General features: G+C 63.5%; 17 protein-coding genes and 1 pseudogene. 8 read left to right on the top strand and 10 right to left on the bottom strand.

Translation table 11 applies throughout. The features are described 5' to 3' along the window. Positions 1 to 275 precede the first annotated feature (275 nt). Positions 276 to 2,486, bottom strand: coding sequence for a DUF927 domain-containing protein (locus tag ACQUSM_RS05720; protein WP_435116621.1), 2,211 nt, complete (start codon positions 2,484 to 2,486; stop codon positions 276 to 278). Positions 2,487 to 2,817: 331 nt separating this feature from the next. Further along, positions 2,818 to 3,414, bottom strand: coding sequence for a hypothetical protein (locus ACQUSM_RS05725; protein WP_435116623.1), 597 nt, complete (start codon positions 3,412 to 3,414; stop codon positions 2,818 to 2,820). A 65-nt stretch (positions 3,415 to 3,479) separates the two neighbouring features. On the opposite strand from ACQUSM_RS05725, the pseudogene ACQUSM_RS05730 reads away from it, so the two are divergent. Further along, positions 3,480 to 3,770 (top strand): annotated as a pseudogene (locus ACQUSM_RS05730) (endonuclease III domain-containing protein); the annotation flags it as partial. 141 nt (positions 3,771 to 3,911) lie between these two features. Here ACQUSM_RS05730 and ACQUSM_RS05735 read toward each other — a convergent pair. Together ACQUSM_RS05735 and ACQUSM_RS05740 are read right to left on the bottom strand one after the other, a co-directional pair. Continuing rightward, entirely contained in the window at positions 3,912 to 4,088 is a 177-nt protein-coding gene (locus tag ACQUSM_RS05735) for a hypothetical protein (protein WP_435116625.1), read from the bottom strand. A gap of 150 nt (positions 4,089 to 4,238) precedes the next feature. Next, entirely contained in the window at positions 4,239 to 6,170 is a 1,932-nt protein-coding gene (locus ACQUSM_RS05740) for a beta-CASP ribonuclease aCPSF1 (RefSeq protein ID WP_435116627.1), read from the bottom strand. Between the two features lie 194 nt (positions 6,171 to 6,364). On the opposite strand from ACQUSM_RS05740, the gene ACQUSM_RS05745 reads away from it, so the two are divergent. Continuing rightward, positions 6,365 to 6,856 carry an 8-oxo-dGTP diphosphatase gene (locus ACQUSM_RS05745; protein ID WP_435116629.1) on the top strand — a complete coding sequence of 164 codons (492 nt, stop codon included), beginning with the start codon at positions 6,365 to 6,367 and terminating at the stop codon, positions 6,854 to 6,856. Between the two features lie 46 nt (positions 6,857 to 6,902). Beyond that, positions 6,903 to 8,390 (top strand): proline--tRNA ligase, encoded by a 1,488-nt coding sequence (proS, locus tag ACQUSM_RS05750; RefSeq protein WP_435116631.1) that lies wholly within the window; start codon positions 6,903 to 6,905, stop codon positions 8,388 to 8,390. A gap of 26 nt (positions 8,391 to 8,416) precedes the next feature. On the opposite strand, the gene ACQUSM_RS05755 is transcribed toward proS, so the two are convergent. Next, on the bottom strand, positions 8,417 to 8,734 hold the full coding sequence (locus ACQUSM_RS05755; protein WP_435116633.1) for a DMT family transporter: 318 nt from the start codon (positions 8,732 to 8,734) through the stop codon (positions 8,417 to 8,419). A gap of 91 nt (positions 8,735 to 8,825) precedes the next feature. Here ACQUSM_RS05755 and ACQUSM_RS05760 point away from each other — a divergent pair, with 91 nt between their 5' ends. Next, complete coding sequence (locus ACQUSM_RS05760; protein WP_435118297.1) at positions 8,826 to 9,554, top strand: competence/damage-inducible protein A; 729 nt, start codon at positions 8,826 to 8,828, stop codon at positions 9,552 to 9,554. 54 nt (positions 9,555 to 9,608) lie between these two features. Beyond that, entirely contained in the window at positions 9,609 to 10,601 is a 993-nt protein-coding gene (locus tag ACQUSM_RS05765; protein ID WP_435116635.1) for an NAD-dependent epimerase/dehydratase family protein, read from the top strand. Between the two features lie 648 nt (positions 10,602 to 11,249). On the opposite strand, the gene meaB is transcribed toward ACQUSM_RS05765, so the two are convergent. Next, positions 11,250 to 12,317 carry a methylmalonyl Co-A mutase-associated GTPase MeaB gene (gene meaB / locus ACQUSM_RS05770; protein ID WP_435116637.1) on the bottom strand — a complete coding sequence of 356 codons (1,068 nt, stop codon included), beginning with the start codon at positions 12,315 to 12,317 and terminating at the stop codon, positions 11,250 to 11,252. After that, positions 12,314 to 12,730: a cobalamin B12-binding domain-containing protein gene (locus ACQUSM_RS05775; protein WP_435116639.1), complete on the bottom strand. Its 417-nt coding sequence runs from the start codon at positions 12,728 to 12,730 to the stop codon at positions 12,314 to 12,316. The genes meaB and ACQUSM_RS05775 overlap by 4 nt, the downstream gene beginning before the upstream one ends. Before the next feature lie 149 nt (positions 12,731 to 12,879). Here ACQUSM_RS05775 and ACQUSM_RS05780 point away from each other — a divergent pair, with 149 nt between their 5' ends. Further along, positions 12,880 to 13,029 (top strand): rubrerythrin-like domain-containing protein, encoded by a 150-nt coding sequence (locus ACQUSM_RS05780; protein ID WP_435116641.1) that lies wholly within the window; start codon positions 12,880 to 12,882, stop codon positions 13,027 to 13,029. A 25-nt stretch (positions 13,030 to 13,054) separates the two neighbouring features. Here the strand turns inward: ACQUSM_RS05780 and ACQUSM_RS05785 are convergent, their stop codons facing one another. Both ACQUSM_RS05785 and ACQUSM_RS05790 read right to left on the bottom strand, forming a co-directional pair. After that, positions 13,055 to 13,594 carry a hypothetical protein gene (locus ACQUSM_RS05785; RefSeq protein ID WP_435116643.1) on the bottom strand — a complete coding sequence of 180 codons (540 nt, stop codon included), beginning with the start codon at positions 13,592 to 13,594 and terminating at the stop codon, positions 13,055 to 13,057. A 72-nt stretch (positions 13,595 to 13,666) separates the two neighbouring features. Continuing rightward, positions 13,667 to 14,038 (bottom strand): SHOCT domain-containing protein, encoded by a 372-nt coding sequence (locus ACQUSM_RS05790; RefSeq protein WP_435116645.1) that lies wholly within the window; start codon positions 14,036 to 14,038, stop codon positions 13,667 to 13,669. 228 nt (positions 14,039 to 14,266) lie between these two features. Between ACQUSM_RS05790 and ACQUSM_RS05795 the strand changes: the two genes are divergently transcribed. Further along, positions 14,267 to 15,661, top strand: a complete 1,395-nt coding sequence (locus ACQUSM_RS05795) for a permease (protein ID WP_435116647.1) — start codon at positions 14,267 to 14,269, stop codon at positions 15,659 to 15,661. Positions 15,662 to 15,720: 59 nt separating this feature from the next. Continuing rightward, entirely contained in the window at positions 15,721 to 16,182 is a 462-nt protein-coding gene (locus ACQUSM_RS05800; protein WP_435116649.1) for an RDD family protein, read from the top strand. A gap of 17 nt (positions 16,183 to 16,199) precedes the next feature. Here ACQUSM_RS05800 and ACQUSM_RS05805 read toward each other — a convergent pair whose 3' ends face one another. Then, positions 16,200 to 16,895, bottom strand: coding sequence for a DUF4013 domain-containing protein (locus ACQUSM_RS05805; RefSeq protein WP_435116651.1), 696 nt, complete (start codon positions 16,893 to 16,895; stop codon positions 16,200 to 16,202). Positions 16,896 to 16,913 lie beyond the last annotated feature (18 nt).

The raw sequence follows: 16,913 nt of genomic DNA on the forward strand, positions 1-16,913 counted from the left end.
TATGTAGAGAAATTCTCAGGGACTCAGTTCTAGATATCTCTAATAGGTATGGGGTAAGAAAAGGTGTAAAACTGTAAAATTCCCTACGCCGTCCTTGAATTTGGAGGGTGTAAAATAGGTGTAAAGTGGGTGTAAAACTTTACATCCTGACTGGAAACTAGTGAGCTTCTTGAACAGAGGTGTGCGTCCCCACATAGGGACTGATTGATTTCTTATTGAATGGGTGCGGGAAAACAGAGCCGAGGAGCAACGAGAATAGGGCGAGAAGGAGTTTTCTATTCTTCTGTGGCGTAGTATACTTCTGGAACAATCTTACCTCTCTCAAACCCATCTATGACCTCTTCGGCAAGGTGAGTGTCTATAGACACGCAACGACCGAGACCGGGAGTTCCTTGCGAATGACTTGGGATGTACTCCACGTCGTCTTTCATCCGCTTGCGGTAATCCTTGTAGTCGTCAAGGAGATCGACTCCGTTTAGGTTATGATCGTTCACATACTTCGATACTGCGTGATGAGCCTTCTCTAACTTGATCCGAAGTTTCTCATCGGGTTTGTTTTTCTTGACGACAGTGTAATCGCCGGAATTGTCCTCATACTCATCGAGCGGATCTAGATAATCTGCTTCAATTGCATCTGCAACCAGTGCGATAAACTCTCCAACGTGGCTGGTCCGATTGCTCTGGCCCATTTGGAAAGCTATGTACAAGATAGCATCCTCGATGTCGGACTGCGTTGGGAGGTCTTCAGCTCCGTGCGCTTCTCCGAATTCCACATACATGTTACATCCAACTTGGATCATCGTCAGAGCGGTTAATTCTAGATTCTCGATCCCCATTATCTGGTTCCGCTCTAAGATCCCAAATATCGTGTCCTTCGCATCTCTCCACTTACTTTCGAAGTCTTCGACACCGAGGACGAATTGCCATATTGCTTTGGCGTGATCGTTGGTGTCGTACCCAGTACAGTAGTTAACCCCACCTTCGGTCTGGTATGATCCTCCGCTCAGCTGTGCCCACTGTTGCTGGTACTGGTCTTCCTCTGAGACCTTGCGGAACTGTGTCCGAATGGCTCGCCGTTGCTCAGCTGAACCTTGGATACTTTCTTCACCGGACAACACCGCAGGAGCCTCTAATTTGTACCGTGTGACGGTTTGATCTGCATTCCCACGTGTTTCATCGCCTACCTGAGTAGCCTTCCGTAGGAAGTCCTGTAGCGTGTCGATCTCGTACTTCTTCATGTCGCTCGGCTTGTACTCGTCAAGCCAGATTGGAACGTTGTTAGTGCTAGATAGGGCACTCATGAGGGCGAATTTTGTATCCCGTGCGGAGTACGGATTCCCGTCCATCCCGATTAACTTGTACAGCATTTTCAGGGTCGCCGTCTTCCCGACACCTGTATCTCCCAGAATGTGTACTAATGGGATCTCTTCTTCCTGTTCTCGGATTTTCGGAGTGAGTAGGCTTGCATACCAGTATCCGATGACGGGAAGGAACCTTTCGGAGTCACGAGTCTTCCAGAGAGTTTCTACTATATTGGCGACCTCTTCGGAGTCATAATGGCCTCCTTCATCGATATCCAAGCTCCACTTGTCTTCTATTGCTTGTTGCCGGGGGACGAAACTGTGTTCTGGATCATCTAACTCCCAGTCGTCATTGATGACGCCTTCTGGTGTGACCATTTCATCTCCGTGTAATCCTACCGTGTTCACGCCGTCTCGACTTGGTGCATCCTGATTTCCGACTCGCTGTTTAATGTCTGCAAGCTCCATTCGGGAGCCTTTGTAGGTTACAGTTGTACCTTTGCAGACCTCTTTCTTGAAGTCTCTCGCTTCGTTGAACACCCGAGAATCCACTACGACTGAGTAGGTTTCTTCTCGTGGAGATGCAGGGATAACATCCATGTCAATCTGCACTGTTCCATCAGATTCTCGAAGGAACGAGTTTACCTCTAGAACGAAGTTAGCTTCTTCATCGTATTTTTTCTCGTCGTCACCTTCCCACCGGACTGTTTGATATTTCCCGTTGTGGATTACTACGTCACAGTCTGGCGGGACAATATTCCCGTCACTGCCTCTGTATTCGTCTTCCCTGTGTTCGTCAGCTGTCCTGATTTCTGGAGGACTTCCATTAGGGTATTCTGGCCTGTTGAAATCCTCTTGCTTGAATGCGAGTTGTGTTACATAGGTTTGGAAGCGTCCGCCGTCGTTGTCCCATGTATCACTCATCAGCTCGGACTGACTAGCAAGCCGTTCGATCTGCTGTCGGTCCCTCTTCGTGAAGTAGAGTAGAACGTCTATGAAGGACTTCTCCGCAGCGTCTTCATCTCCATCGACGGGATCGAGATAACCATTCCATAACTGCTGGAATTCCTCACCAACCTCTGACTCTATAATATTTCTGACTACTTGTTCGTCTTCATGTTCGACCTCTATTTGTTCATTCACCAATACCTTTTTACCGTTTGACGTATTTGATTTACTTGACATAGTTTTGTAATATAGTATTTTATTTTCATCTGACTAGCTGTGCTTAGACCGCTCGTTCGAACTTCCATTCTCCGTCCTCAGTATCGAAGTAGATCGTGACCACTTCTGCGTCCTGAAGGGACTGAGGGAGGGTTATTCGACCGCCACTTTGCACGATTCTGTTGACTTTTTCTTTTTCTGTCATAACTACATAATTACATTTGGGCATATTACCTAAAGGTGTTTCGGCGTTTAGAAGAAATCTACTATATTTCTGTACGATTGTACTATATGGGCGTTATATACGCACGCAGTACGGGGATTGACTATCTGAAAAGAGTATAGTTAGACTTCAGATCCCGTGAGCCACGGCTTCAGTTTCATCAAGAATTTCAATCCCGTATTGGTCTTCTAGATCGTCCTCGGATTGAGCTATATTCGCTATCAGTGGACGCAAGATATTGTTCTCTTCTACGTCTTCGATGGTCACGACCTGACTCATTTCCCCAAATTCTTCGTCTACTTCCTCAGGGAATCCGATTGCGTCCATGTCTATGTGGATGTATTCGATTCCATCTTCGGCCAGTTCTCGAATCACCTGACGATAGTTGTCTTTGGTTTGATCGAGGTCTTGCGATATCTCGTAACTGATCTCTTGAGCGAAGGACTGTACGTTGTCTTGGGAGATCTGTTCTCTACGTATATCAGTCATTTCGGAGCGGTTACGGTCGATTTTGTCTTTGAGATCATCGACTTCAGCCATTACTTGGTCGGCCATCGATGCTTTGTCCTCGGTCTCGCCGGTCTTGGAGGAGTAGAAGAATTCGACCGCTCGGCGTATCATCTCAGCTCGACTGGTGAAGTTGAGTTCGTCGGCGTAGTCGTCCCATTTATTGACTTGAGATTCAGCCACCCATAGCGTCAATTGTTTCCTCTCGTCCTCGCTCATGGGCTTGTGTTGTAGATTTGGCTACTTAAAGGTTTGATATCATTTTGGTATTACTAGTTTCTTTCTTCCCCGTCGACACGCACGTCCACCGGATCGCCCGCCGGATGGGGCTCGCGCCCGCCGACGCCGACCACGAGCAGGTGCGGCAGGCGATGGAGGCGGCCGTCCCCGGCGAGAAGTGCGGCTTCGGCCACACCGCGATGATTCAGTTCGGGCGGGAGTACTGCACCGCCCGCGAACCGGCGTGTCTCGACGGCCCGGAGGCGTGCCCGCTGGTGGAGTACTGCGACCAAGTGGGCGTCGACGAACTCTCGGGCGAAGTCGTGGATCCGGCGGAGGTTGTCGCCGACGACTGAGCCGGAACTCGTAGCGGGAGCCGTGTCGTGGATCGTCGCGTGTGGAGCAGTTGGGGCGGTCGTCGAACGCTTCACTCACGGTGAACCTTCAGCGAAGGCTGCCGAACGGTCTGGACACGAAGAAATCCGGAGTGGCGGCGATCAGCCCGCCGCGAGGGCACCCGCACCGCCCTTCAGGCCGAAGCCCATCACCGGCCCGCTGTAGTTCGAGGTGTCGTTCGGCGGGCTCGTGTGGGTCGCTTCCTCCTCGACCCCTCCGCCGTCAGCCTCCTCGTGGCTGGTCGCGGCTGCCGAGCCGACAGCGACAGTTAACAACATCGCTACGAGCAGTAACGTTATCGTGGTTCGTCGAAGATTCATCTCGATCCAGTTCGTTGTGAACAGTGTACACGATAAAGTTCTTCCGGGGGGACAGGTCGACTCCGTCGATCGATCGCATGCGGCGAAAAACGGGCTTCCGACGGGGCGTTACTTGAAGCGGAACGTCTCGAGGTTCTTCGGCGCGAACGTGCGCATGTTGAACTCGTGGTACAGCGCCGAGGAGAAGTCCTGTACGGAACTCTCGTCGCCGTGGACACAGAGCACCTTCTCCGGGCGCGGGCTCATGTTGCGGACGAAGTTCATCAGCCCCTCGCGGTCGGCGTGGCCGGAGAAGCCGTCGACGGTCTCGACGTCCATCTTCAGCGTCAGCTTCGAGCTCCGACCGTCGCGGTTCGAGCCGAAGTCCGAGACGGGGATCTCGTCCCAGCCGTTCTGGATGCGTCGGCCGAGCGTCCCCTGGGCCTGGTAGCCGACGAAGGTGAGCGTGGAGTCCTGATCGCTGCCGAGGTGGCGCAGCCACGACATGATCGGGCCGCCGGTCACCATCCCGGAGGTGGAGAGGATGATCGCCGGGCCGTCGTCGACGACCTCCTGTCGCTCGTCCTCGCCGCCGTCGATGTGGTTGAACTGCTCGGCGAGGAACGGGTTCTCGTCCTCGTGGAAGATGCGGTCTTGCAGGTCGTCACGCAGGTACTCGGGGTAGGTGGTGTGGATCGCGGTCGCCTCCCAGATCATCCCGTCGAGGTGGACCGGCATCTCCGGAATCTTCCCGGTGCGCATCGCCTCCTCGATGACGAGCATGATCTCCTGCGACCGGCCGACCGCGAACGCCGGGATCAGCACCTTCCCGCCCTTCTCGTGGGCCTCGTTGATCACCTCGATCAGCCGGCGCTCGGAGTCCTCCTGATCGGTCTGGTAGTCGTTCCGACCGCCGTATGTGGACTCCATCACCAGCGCCTCGACCCTGGGGAAGTCGTTGACGGCGCCGTTGAACAGCCGGGTGTCGTCGTAGTGGATGTCGCCGGAGAACGCGACGTTGTACAGCCCGTCGCCGACGTGGAAGTGTGAGACGGCGGAGCCGAGGATGTGGCCCGCGTTGTGGAAGGTGAGCTTCAGGTCGGGCGCGATGTCGGTCACGTCACCGTATTCGAGGGGGATGCAGTGCTTGATGGCCTCGCGCACCTGCGCGGAGTCGTAGGGGGGCGTCCGGCCCTCCTTGGCGGCCACGTCGAGGTAGTCGAGCGTGAGCAGCCCCATCAGGTCCCGCGTCGGCTCCGTGCAGTAGATCGGGCCGTCGTAGCCGTACTTGAACAGGAGCGGGATCAGCGCGGAGTGGTCGAGGTGGGCGTGGGTCAGCACGACTGCGTCGAGGTTCTGGGCGCCGGCGCCCAGCGCCTCGGGGATCTGGAGGTACGGCACCTCGCCCTCGGCACCGGGCTTGTCGCCGCAGTCGACCAGCACGCGCGTCTCCGCGGTGTTGAGGATGAACGCGGCGCGGCCGACCTCGCGACAGCAGCCCAGCGTGGTGATCCGGACCCACTGCTCGTCGGCCATCTCCTCGCGGTGGATCTGCCGGCCGACGCGTTCGAGGATCTCCCGTCGCTCCTGCCGTTCCTGTTTCAGGAAGTTCCGGACGTTCGAGACGGTGGAGGACTCGATCGGCGGCGTGCGGACGACCTCGGGCGTCCAGCCCACCTCTCGGGTGATCTCCCGGAGCGTGGAGCCGTGGCGGCCGATCACCATGCCGGGCTTCTCGGCCTCGATGACGACCTCGCCGGTGTCCTCGTGGAAGTCCAGATCCTGCACGCCGGCCTCCTCCGGGATCACGTCCATGACTTTCTCGCGGGCCTCGGCGGGCCGGGAGAGCACGTCGGGGTCCGGGCGGACCGTGATGCGTTTGCGAAGCTTGGAGGCGAGCTGGCGGACCAGGTTGCCGTCGCCGGCGAACTCCTTGGGGTCGCGGGTGTAGACCACCAGCTCCGGCCCCTCGTACTTCACGTCGGTGATGGAGATCGTCGACGGGATCTCTGCCTCGATCTCACTTTTCAACTCCTCGAGTTGCGTATCTACTTGACTCATGTGTCGAAGACGCTCGCGTCGACGGCGTTGCCCGACGCGAGAGTGGCGGTGATTCTCTCCGGTGTTGCCGTGCGGGAAAGTACGGCGAGAACCCGCTTATACGCAGGTATCTCCGCGCGGCAGTAAAAGCCTTCCCAAACCGGGACCGGGCCGGGGCGACACAGCTTTTTCGCCCGGCGTCGAACCCGGCGAGCGTGTTCGCGACCGATCCCGTCGACGAACTGCCCGCGGCGACGCTGTGTCACCTGATCGAGGGCGACGAGACGCTCCTCATCCACAAGAAACGCGGCGTCGGCAGCGGGCAGTGGGTCGGCCCCGGCGGGAAAGTCGAGGCGGGTGAGACGCCCGAGGAGTGTGTGATCCGCGAACTCCGGGAGGAAGTAGGGATCGACGTGCTCGATCCGGAGAAAGCCGGGGAGTTCGTCTACCGCTCGGACGACTGGGACGCCGTCGTCCACGTGTTCCGCGCGACCGAGTACGCGGGCACGCCCGCGGAGACCGACGAGGCTGACCCCGCGTGGTTCCCCGTCGACGACCTCCCGTTCAGCGAAATGTGGGCGACCGACCGCGAGTGGCTGCCCGTCGTGCTCGACGGCGGGACGTTCCGCGGGCGGTTCGTCTACGAGAACGGCGAGCCACGGGGCGTGACCGTCGAGACCGGCGTGACGTTCCCGAGCGAGCGCTGACCGCCGCTTCGGACGTTTTAAGCCGCGACCACCACTTCGTCGGCGTATGAGCGACGACGACGACCAGACGCTCGGGATCACCGAGTCCAAGGAGTACGCCACCGGCGACTGGTACGCCGAAGTCTGTCGGAAGGCGGGGCTGACCAACTACGGCCCGGAGGGGATGTCCGGGTTCATCGTCGCCCGCCCGCGGGCGTACGGCCTCTGGGAGCGCGTACAGGGCGAACTCGACGCGCGGTTCAAGGACACCGGCGTCCAGAACGCCTACTTCCCCCTCTTCATCCCGGAGTCGTATCTCGAACGCGAGAAGGACATCGTCGAGGGGTTCGACCCCGAAGTCGCGTGGGTCACCCACGGCGGCCACGACGAACTCGAAGAGCGACTGGCGGTCCGGCCGACCTCCGAGTCCATCATCGCGCCGTACATGTCCCAGTGGATCCGGAGCCACCGCGATCTCCCCCTCCGAGTCAATCAGTGGGCCTCGGTTGTGCGCTGGGAGGCGACCGAGACGAAGCCGTTCTTCCGGACCAAGGAGTTCCTCTGGCAGGAGGGCCACACCGCCCACGAGACCGACGAGGAGGCGTGGGAGGAGACGCTCACCCGCCTCGACCAGTACGAGGAAGTGTACGAGGACGTGCTCGCGATCCCCGTGATGCGCGGGCAGAAGCCCGACCACGACAAGTTCCCCGGCGCCGACACGACCACCACGGTCGAGGCGCTGATGCCCGACGGGAAGTCCGTGCAGGGCGCGACCAGCCACCACCTCGGCCAGTCGTTCGCGGAGGCGTTCGACATCACCTACAGCGACGAGGACGAGGAAGAGCGCGTCGCCTACACGACCTCGTGGGGGTTCTCCTGGCGCTCGCTGGGCGCGCTGATCATGACCCACTCCGACGAGCAGGGGCTCGTGCTCCCACCGACACTCGCGCCCGAGCAGGTCGTGATCGTCCCGATCTACCAGTCCGACACCAAGGAGGAGGTGCTCGACTACGCCGAGGGCGTCGCCGACGACCTCGAAGACGCCGGCGTCCGCGTCGAGCTCGACGACCGCGACGAGCGCAACCCCGGGTTCAAGTTCAACGAGTGGGAGCTGAAGGGCGTCCCCGTCCGCTTCGAGATCGGCCCCCACGAGGTCGACGACGGCGAAATCACGGCAGTCCACCGCCCCGACGGCGAGGAGGTCACGCTCGACCGCGACGGCGTCGCCGAATCGGTCCGTGACGAGCTCGACACCGTCTACGCAAAGCTGTTCGCCGCCGCGGAGGAGAACATCGAGGAGAACGTCCGCGACGCCGACGACCGCGCGGGCATCCTCGGCACGCTCGGCCAGCACGGCGGCTACGTGAAGGCGCCGTGGTGCGGCGACGAGGCCTGCGAGGAGGAGATCTCCGACCAGATGGCCGCCGAGATCGTGATGGTGCCGTTCCTCGACGACGAGGAGAAACACCACGACGACGTGCTCGCGGGCGACGCCGACTGTGCGGTCTGTGGCGACGACGCCGACGAGACCGCCTACTTCGCGAAGTCCTACTGAACCTCGCGACCCTCTCGAACTCGTTTTCAGGTCGACACCGAGTGGAGGCCGACGATCCCCACGACGATCACGCCGATAAACGCCAGCCGCGAGGCCGTCGCGGGCTCGTCGAACAGCGCGATCCCCAGCAGCGCCGTCCCGACCGCGCCGATCCCCGTCCAGACCGCGTAGGCGGTCCCCACCGGCAGCTGTTCGACCGCCTTCGCGAGCAGGACCATCGACGCCACGAGCGCGAGCACGGTGCCGGCGGTGGGGACTGGCTTCGTCAGCCCGTCGGAGTACTCCAGTCCGATCGCCCACGCCACCTCGAACAGCCCCGCCGCGAGCAGGAGGTACCACGCCATGCCCGTGGGTGGACGGGCGGCGGCCATAGCTCCGGTGGTCGTCCGCGCCGGTGGCGAACCACTCACGGGGCTGGCAGCCCTCCGTGCGGACATGGACGTGGCTATCGTCACCGTCGGCGACGAGATCCTCGCCGGCGACACGCGGAACACCAACGCCGAGCGCCTCGCCCGCCGGCTGCACGAACGGGGCGCAACCGTCGCCCGGATGCTCACCATCCCGGACGAGCGCGAGCTGATCGCCGAGGTCGTCGACGACTGGCGCCGCGAGTTCGACGCCGTGATCGTCGGCGGCGGGCTCGGCGGCACCCACGACGACGTGACGATGGGCGGCGTCGCGGACGCGTTCGACCGCGAACTGGTACTCGAAGCGGAGGTTCGGCAGGACCTGATCGAGTACATGGCCGAGTACGAGGGCGTCGACCCGGACGATATCGATCCCGAGGCGATCGAGCTGGATCTCGAAGCGTGGGGCGCCACCCCGGCCGGCGCGCGGCCCCTCCTCAACCCCGCCGGGCTCTGCCCGGGCGCCGCCGTCGAGAACGTGTACGTGTTCCCCGGGCCGCCGGCGGAGTTCGAGGCGATGTTCGATCTCGTGGCCGAGGAGTTCGGCGGCGACGTCGTGAGCGAAACGCTCCAGATCACGGCGCCGGAGGGCACACTGGCCGACACGCTCGAACGGTTCCGCGAGCGGTTCGACCTCGTGATCGGGAGCTACCCCTCCAGCGAGGGGACCAACCGCCTGAAAGTCACCGGGAGCGACCCCGACACCGTCGCCGAGGGGATCGAGTGGCTCCGCGAGCGCGTGTCGACCCCGGAGTAGCGCCTCGACTGCCGCGGAGCGCGTGTTTTTGCCGGCAGCGCCACAGGTCTACCCATGTCCGACACCGCGCTCGTCGTGGGTGGCACCCGCTTCGTCGGCCGGCATACGGTCGAGGAACTGCTCGATCACGACTACGCCGTCACGCTGTTCAACCGCGGGGAGTCCGACGACCCATTCGCTGACCGCGCGAGCGTCGACGCGGTTCACGGCGACCGAGCCGACCGGGACGCGCTCGAAGACGCTCGGGACGTCGCCGAGCCGGAGATCGTGATCGACACCTGCGCGTACCACCCCGGCGAGGTGGAGACGGCGACCGAGGTGTTCGCCGACGCCGACGCGTACGTGTACGTCTCCTCCGGCTCGGCCTACGACGCACCGGACGTGCCGCTGCGCGAGGACGAAACGGCGCTCCACGACTGCACGTCCGAGCAGGCGACCGACGAGTCGCCCGAGAGCTACGGGCCGAGAAAGGCCGAGGGCGACCGCGTCGTCGCCCGCGCCGCCGAGGAGGGGGTGAACGCGATGGCAGTCCGGCCGATGCTCGTCTACGGCCCCCACGACTACACCGAGCGGTTCGCGTACTGGACCGACCGCGTCGCGGCGTACGACGAGGTCGCGGTGCCGTTCGACGGCGACAGCCTGCTCCACCGCGTCTACGTCGAAGACGTCGCGAGCGCGCTCCGGATCGTCGCGGAGCGCGGGGAGGCGGGCGAGGCGTACAACGTCGCCGATCGAAACACGTTCTCGCTCTCGCGGTCGCTGGAGCTGGCTGCCGACGCGCTGGATACCGAGGTCGAGATCGTCCAGACCGGTCCGAGTGATCTGGATTCGGCGGGCGTCGACGCGACCGACTTCCCGCTGTACTCTCCCGAGCCCGCGCTCGCGGCGACGGAGAAACTGGCCGTGCTGGGGTGGGAGTCGACCGATCCTGCGGAGGCGGTCGCGAGGACGGCGCGGGCGCATCGTGAGCACGGGCGCGACGGTGTGGAGAACGGGCCGGACCGGGAGGCGGAGGAAGCGGTCATCGAGGCGGTTCGGGAGGAGTGACTGAGGGATCGTTAGTACTGTTTCGGGACGGCGACAGCAACTCGATCGTAGACCACTTGCGACCGCACCGCCCCGCACAGCCCTCACCGCTCGCGGGTCGCTTTGCTCCCCGCTCGCTTCGAGGCGGTTTACCTCGCCTTCGGCGAGTTTTCCCGCCTCGCTTCCTCCCCAGCCGACTCACTCGCTCACGTCCGTTCGCTCGTTCGTCCTCCGAGAGAGCGAAGCTCTCCCGTACCCTCGTTCGCTCCGCTCACGAGGACCTCGCGCTGTCGTACGGGCGACCCACGCGTCGCCCGTACGGCCTGCGGGACCGGAGGTCCCGCTCTGACTCGCCCACGGAGGGGCTCGCGCTTCGCGCCGACAGCCACGGCGGTGCGGTGGCGGTGGACGCCTCGCGCTCGCCAGCGGTCGGCGAGCGCGGGGGGAGGGGTGGGGACTCGGCGCTGCGCCGAGCCTCGTGCTCGGCGCAATGCGGTCACAAGGTGCCAACGATCGAGACGCTGTTGCAGTCGCTGTCCCAGTTGCCAAGCATCGAGACGCTGTTGCAGTCGCTGTCCCAGTTGCCAAGCATCGAGACGCTGTCGCGAGAACCACAGGGTCAGAATCCGACTCGACTCACGAAAACCAACGAAACTCTCGGTTCACAATCTACTCCCGCTGCTCCTCGACACACTCCTCGATCGGACCCAGCACCTCGTCCGCGACCGAGTACGGGTCGGTCTCGCGGTCGACCACGCGTTCGGCCATCGCCTCGACGCCGCCCCGACGGTCGATCTCCTCGTCGATCAGATCCGCCACGTCCGCCCGGAGCAGCTGCCGGATCTCGGCGGCGTAGCGCTGTTTGGCCTTGGTCTCCCGCCGGCCGGTCTTGTCGAGCCACGCCGAGTGGGCGTCGAGCGTCTCGATCAGTTCCTCGACGCCCTCGCCGGACTTGGCGATCGTTTCGAGCACCATCGGTTCCCAGATCTCCTCGTCCGGCTCGTCCGCGTCGGCGACGGTCAGGTCGTCCTCGTCGGGGTGATCCGGCTTCTCGAACCCGCCCGTATCGAGCTTCGCGGTCGGGTCACGCTCCATGTGGAGCATCTCCTCCAAGTCCGCGACGGTGCGGCTCGCCCCGTCCATGTCCGCCTTGTTGACGACGAAGATGTCGCCGATCTCGAGGATGCCCGCCTTGAGCATCTGTACGTCGTCGCCCGAGCCGGGCTGGACCAGCACCGTGACGGTGTCGGCGGTGCGGACGATGTCGACCTCGTTCTGCCCGGCGCCGACCGTCTCGACGATGATGCGGTCCTTGCCGAACGCGTCGAGCGCCTTGATCGCGTCCGAGGTGGCCGTCGAGAGCCCGCCGAGCGTGCCGCGGGCGGACATCGAGCGGAAGAACACGTCCATGTCGCCGACGTTGTTCGCCATCCGGATGCGGTCGCCGAGCACCGCGCCGCCGGTGTACGGCGAGGAGGGGTCGACCGCGATCACGCCGACGGTCTCCCCACGGTCGCGGTACTGTGCGGCGAGCTTGTCCACCAGCGTCGACTTTCCCGCGCCGGGCGAGCCCGTAACGCCGATCACGTCGGCGTGGCCGGTGTGTTCGTGGAGCTGGGAGACGATGTCGCGGTAGCCCGGCGCGCGGTCCTCGACCTTCGAGATCACGCGGGCCAGCGCGCGGTGTTTGCCGTCGAGCAGCTCCTCGACCAGCTCGGTCTCTGCGGCCGCGTTCATCGCTCGGGCGCGTGCTCCTCGACGAACTCGACGGTCTCCTCCATCGGCGTACCGGGGCCGAACACCTCCGCGACGCCCATCTCCAGCAGCTCGTCCTTGTCCTCGTCGGGGATGATCCCGCCGACGAGCACGAGCGTGTCGTCGAACGCGTCGTACTCCTTCAGCCCCTCGATCACCTTGGGGACCAGCGTGTTGTGGGCGCCCGAGAGGATCGAGATCCCGAGCACGTCCACGTCCTCCTGCACCGCCGCCTGCACGATCTCCTCGGGCGCGCGGTGGAGCCCGGAGTAGATGACCTCGAAGCCCGCGTCGCGGAACGCGCGCGCAATCACGTGGGCGCCGCGGTCGTGGCCGTCGAGCCCGACTTTGGCGACGAGACAGCGGATGGTTCGTTGCTCCTGATCTGCGCTCATTGTGGGGTAGTTCGCCCGGCGGCGGTTTCACTCTAACGGGTCGGTACTGCGGGCGAGCGCTCGGGAAGCCCGGCGTTGTCAGCGATCGGACGGCGTCTCACACCACCGAAGGATTGAAGCACCTCAATGACCGTTGGTAACACGTACCAATGAAAGACTCGTGGTTCGAGCACAGTAGCGGTGAAAAACTGTACGAATGTGCGGATTGTCTGGATCATCACACCAGCTCTGACAGGCTGACCAGCTGTCCGGAGTGTGGCGGCCCGGTCGAGAACATCTCGAAAGCCCGCGCGGAGTGAGTCACGCGATCCGTTCGACTGCGGTTCAGCGCGTCACCCGGCGGCGATACGCCGCGAACAGCGACGGAAGGCCCAGCGGGAACGCCAGCACCCCGAACGCCGCGAGCGCGAGCGTGTCCGCGCGCCAGCGCCGGAGAGCGACGACGGTCGCGACGACCCCGACCCCCGCGACCGCGTACGCCGCGTTGCTCCAGATCGGTTCGTAGGAGGAGCAGTAGAGCCAGCAGACGAGCGTGTAGGACGGGGCGTTCCACGTCGGCGGGGAGAGCTTCGGCCAGAGGAACCGACAGTACGTCGTCCACCCCAGCATCGCCGTCGTCGGCAGTCCGACGAGCCACCACGTCGGGGAGAGCGTGTCGGAAAAGCGCCGGTAGCCGGCGAGAAAGAGCGCCGGGAAGCAGCACACCCACAGCCAGATCCCCAGCGTGTAGCTCACGGGCCAGTGTTCGATCCGGGGCTGTCGAACCGGCAGGCGGAACGTCGCCGGCAGCGTCGCCCACGGGAACGACGGGTCCGGGACGGGGTTGGTGAACAGCGCGAGCAGACAGAGGGCGGTGCCAGCCACGAGGCCGTACAGTCCGAGAGTCGCGTAGCGGTCGACCAACGGGGGGAGCGGAGGACGACGGCCCACGGTGAATCACTCCGATCCGTCGCGCTCCAGCGCCTCGCGCCGCCGTTCGTACTCCTCCTCGTTCAGGTCGCCGCGGGCGTACGCCGAGCGCAGCTCCTCGATCGCGGGGTCGGTTCCGTCGTCACCCGCGACCGCACGGAAGAGCAGGTAGGCGCCGCCGAGCACGACGAGCAGGAACAGCAGCTGCATCACGAGGCCGACGAGCGGGAACCAGCCCGTCGTCCCGCTGTCCCACATGTGGCCGCCCCACGCGCCGCCCATCATCCCGCCGGCGCCCATCATTCCGAACCCCATGAACAGGGCGGGGAACAGGACGAGGACGCCGAGGCCGGCGAGCAGTAGCAGCCCGAGCCGTTCGCCGTCGGTCTTCGAGGCCATACGTGAACGTACGGGATCCTGGTTTACCACGTTTGCTCTTTCGAAACCGTCGTTCGATTGCCGGATTTTCTTGTAAGTCGGTTATCCCACGCCAGTCAATTTCGCTCTCGAAACTGAGTCAGACTGCGAACGGTCGGCGACACGAGCGACGACGGTTCTGTCCGTCCTGTAGCGGCGTGTCGCTCACTAAGGGAAACCGCATTAGACCAGGCGGCCGATCGTTCACCCATGCCACCGACCATCGTCGACGGTGTACTCGAGTCGCTCCGAATCGGCGTCGGCTTCCTCTGGACGGCGGCGTGGGCGATCATCATGGGGCTGACCGTCACCAGCCTCGTCCAGACGTTCGTCTCGAAGGAACGGATGGCGGACGTGCTGGGCGAGGGCGACCTGAACGGGCTGACGAAGGCAACGGTGTTCGGCGCGATCAGCAGCGGCTGTAGCTTCGGCGCCGTCGCGATCGCGAAGGGGCTGTTCAAGAAGGGCGCGGCGGTCGTGAACGTGCTCGCGTTCATGTTCGCGTCGACGAACCTGATCGTCGAGCTGGGCCTGATGATCCTGCTCCTGCTCGGCTGGGAGTTCCTCGTCGCCGAACTGCTCGGCGGGCTGGTGCTGATCGCGGTGATGGCGCTGCTGGTCCACCTCACGCTGCCCGAGAGCAAGTTCGACGAGGTCCGCGAGCGCCTGAACGAGCGCGACCGCGCGGCGGGCGTCGACGAGGACCCCACCTGCGGCATGGAGGGCAGCCCGGAGCACACCCTCACCACCGACGGCGGCGAGACGCTCCAGTTCTGCTCCGAGGGGTGTCTGGAGACGTACAGGCAGCGCACCGCCGGCGCCGGGGGGTGGCGCGAGGAGCTCCGCTCGTGGGGCGGCTGGTACAAGGTGGCCAACCAGTTCCGCAAGGAGTGGTCCATGATCTGGACCGACGTGATCGCCGGCTTCCTGATCTCGGGGTTCGTGATCGTGTTCGTCCCGCAGTCGGTCTGGAACGCGCTGTTCCTCCAAGGCGACGGGCTGTTCGCCACCGCCGAGAACGCGGTGATGGGCGTCGCGATCGCCGTGCTCAGCTTCGTCGGGAGCATGGGGAACGTTCCCTTCGCGGTCGCGCTGTGGGGCGGCGGGATCAGCTTCGCGGGCGTGATCGCGTTCGTCTACGCCGACTTGATCACGGTGCCCGTGCTGAACGTCTACCGGAAGTACTACGGCTGGACGGTGATGCTGTACGTCCTCGCGGTGTTCTTCGTCACGATGGCGTTCACGGGGTTCCTGATGGAGCTGCTGTTCGACGCGCTCGGGATCGTCCCGAACCTCGCGAGCGGGACGACCGCAACCGAGAAGTCCTACTTCGAGGTGGACTACACGCTCGGACTGAACCTGATCGCGTTCGCGCTCGTCGGCTTCCTCGCGGTCCTCTACCGCCGGGGTCTCGGGGCGCCCGGCGAATACCGCGACCCCGTCTGCGGGATGCGCGTCGACGACGACGGTCCGAGCGCGACCTACGACGGCGACAGTTACTACTTCTGCTCGAAGACGTGTAAGCGAGCGTTCGAGGAGGAGCCCGAAGAGTACGCCCACCACGGACCGGAAGTCGGCGCCGGCGGTCACGAGCACGACCACTGACCCCGGCGGCGACTTCACCCGGACACAACGGTGAAGGTCCCGCCAGCCGACCGGCCTCCATGGACCGCCCCGCCCCGCGACTCGGCACCGAGTCCAAGACGTTCGGCCAGCGCGTCGGCGCGTTCCTCCTCGACGCGCTGTTGGTCGGCACCGTGTTCGGGATGCTCTCCGGACTCGTCGCGGCGCTCGCGTTCGTGATGGTCCCCGATCCGACCGCGCCCGCGGTCGGAGCCGTCGTGGCCGTCCTGCAGTCGTTCACCGTCGTCGCCGGGCTGGCGTACTTCGTCTACACGGAGGGGGCGTACGGGCAGACGCTCGGGAAGCGAGCCGTGGGACTGGTGGTCGTGGACGAGGCCGGCGAGCCGATCGGCTACGCCGACGCGCTCGTCCGGAACGTGCTCCGGCTCGTCGACGCGCTGCCGGCGTTTTTCCTGCTCGGGTCGGTGCTGATCGTCCTCACCGAGCGGGGGCAGCGGCTCGGGGATCTGGCGGCGGAGACGATCGTCGTCGAGGCGAAGTGAGAAGGGGGGCTATTCGGTTACGCCGCCGCGGCGCCCTCTCCGTTACTCCCTGCAGCGGGGATGTCGACGACTTTCCCGAACGCCGCACCGAACATGTAGAACGCCGCCACCTGCACGTAGAACTGCAGGAACGGGACTACGACCAATCCGACGATCGTGATCGCGAGCACGAACACGACGACGTTGACGAGTGCCGCGAGCAGGAACGGGATCAGCCACGCGATCAGGTAGTCGACCGAGAGGATCGCCTGCTTGATCGTGCCGAAGTCGAACGCGGCGCCGAAGTTCCCCTCCAGCGCCATGTTGGTCAGCGCGGCGGGGATCAGGTAGTAGAGCAGGAACATCGCGAGCAGGCTCACGAGGAGCCCGAGAACGCCAATTCCCCCGAGAACTCCCGTCGCCGTCTCACTTCCTGTGGCGCTTCCGCTGCCGGCGATGAAGATACTCGCGAACATCAGTACGAACGGGACGATGCCGTAGACGATCGACACCGCGGTCGCCTTCAGGCCGTCGACGATCATCTCGCCCCAATCTTCGAACGCCGGCGGCTCCTCCTCCCCGCGGGCGGCGCCGCCGAGCACCCAGACCAGATACCCCATGAGCGCGAACGCGGGGATGATCAGGATACTGCCGAAGCCGAGCAGTCCGCCGATAACGATGCGACCGAGCGCGTTCTCCCCGTTGAACGGGTACGAGAGTCCTTCTTCGAGCATGTACGCGTGGACACCTCA

Source organism: Halolamina sp. C58, from assembly GCF_051195095.1.
In the GTDB taxonomy this organism is placed as follows: domain Archaea; phylum Halobacteriota; class Halobacteria; order Halobacteriales; family Haloferacaceae; genus Halolamina.

What these genes read in the sequence shown, in the direction of transcription:
- ACQUSM_RS05720 (WP_435116621.1), bottom strand. Translation starts at nt 2,486, where the DNA reads ATGTCAAGTAAATCAAATACGTCAAACGGTAAAAAGGTATTGGTGAAT.
- ACQUSM_RS05760 (WP_435118297.1), top strand. Translation starts at nt 8,826, where the DNA reads ATGGACGTGGCTATCGTCACCGTCGGCGACGAGATCCTCGCCGGCGAC.
- ACQUSM_RS05765 (WP_435116635.1), top strand. Translation starts at nt 9,609, where the DNA reads ATGTCCGACACCGCGCTCGTCGTGGGTGGCACCCGCTTCGTCGGCCGG.
- meaB (WP_435116637.1), bottom strand. Translation starts at nt 12,317, where the DNA reads ATGAACGCGGCCGCAGAGACCGAGCTGGTCGAGGAGCTGCTCGACGGC.
- ACQUSM_RS05780 (WP_435116641.1), top strand. Translation starts at nt 12,880, where the DNA reads ATGAAAGACTCGTGGTTCGAGCACAGTAGCGGTGAAAAACTGTACGAA.
- ACQUSM_RS05790 (WP_435116645.1), bottom strand. Translation starts at nt 14,038, where the DNA reads ATGGCCTCGAAGACCGACGGCGAACGGCTCGGGCTGCTACTGCTCGCC.
- ACQUSM_RS05735 (WP_435116625.1), bottom strand. Translation starts at nt 4,088, where the DNA reads ATGTTGTTAACTGTCGCTGTCGGCTCGGCAGCCGCGACCAGCCACGAG.
- ACQUSM_RS05725 (WP_435116623.1), bottom strand. Translation starts at nt 3,414, where the DNA reads ATGAGCGAGGACGAGAGGAAACAATTGACGCTATGGGTGGCTGAATCT.
- ACQUSM_RS05800 (WP_435116649.1), top strand. Translation starts at nt 15,721, where the DNA reads ATGGACCGCCCCGCCCCGCGACTCGGCACCGAGTCCAAGACGTTCGGC.
- ACQUSM_RS05805 (WP_435116651.1), bottom strand. Translation starts at nt 16,895, where the DNA reads ATGCTCGAAGAAGGACTCTCGTACCCGTTCAACGGGGAGAACGCGCTC.
- ACQUSM_RS05795 (WP_435116647.1), top strand. Translation starts at nt 14,267, where the DNA reads ATGCCACCGACCATCGTCGACGGTGTACTCGAGTCGCTCCGAATCGGC.
- ACQUSM_RS05740 (WP_435116627.1), bottom strand. Translation starts at nt 6,170, where the DNA reads ATGAGTCAAGTAGATACGCAACTCGAGGAGTTGAAAAGTGAGATCGAG.
- ACQUSM_RS05775 (WP_435116639.1), bottom strand. Translation starts at nt 12,730, where the DNA reads ATGAGCGCAGATCAGGAGCAACGAACCATCCGCTGTCTCGTCGCCAAA.
- proS (WP_435116631.1), top strand. Translation starts at nt 6,903, where the DNA reads ATGAGCGACGACGACGACCAGACGCTCGGGATCACCGAGTCCAAGGAG.
- ACQUSM_RS05755 (WP_435116633.1), bottom strand. Translation starts at nt 8,734, where the DNA reads ATGGCGTGGTACCTCCTGCTCGCGGCGGGGCTGTTCGAGGTGGCGTGG.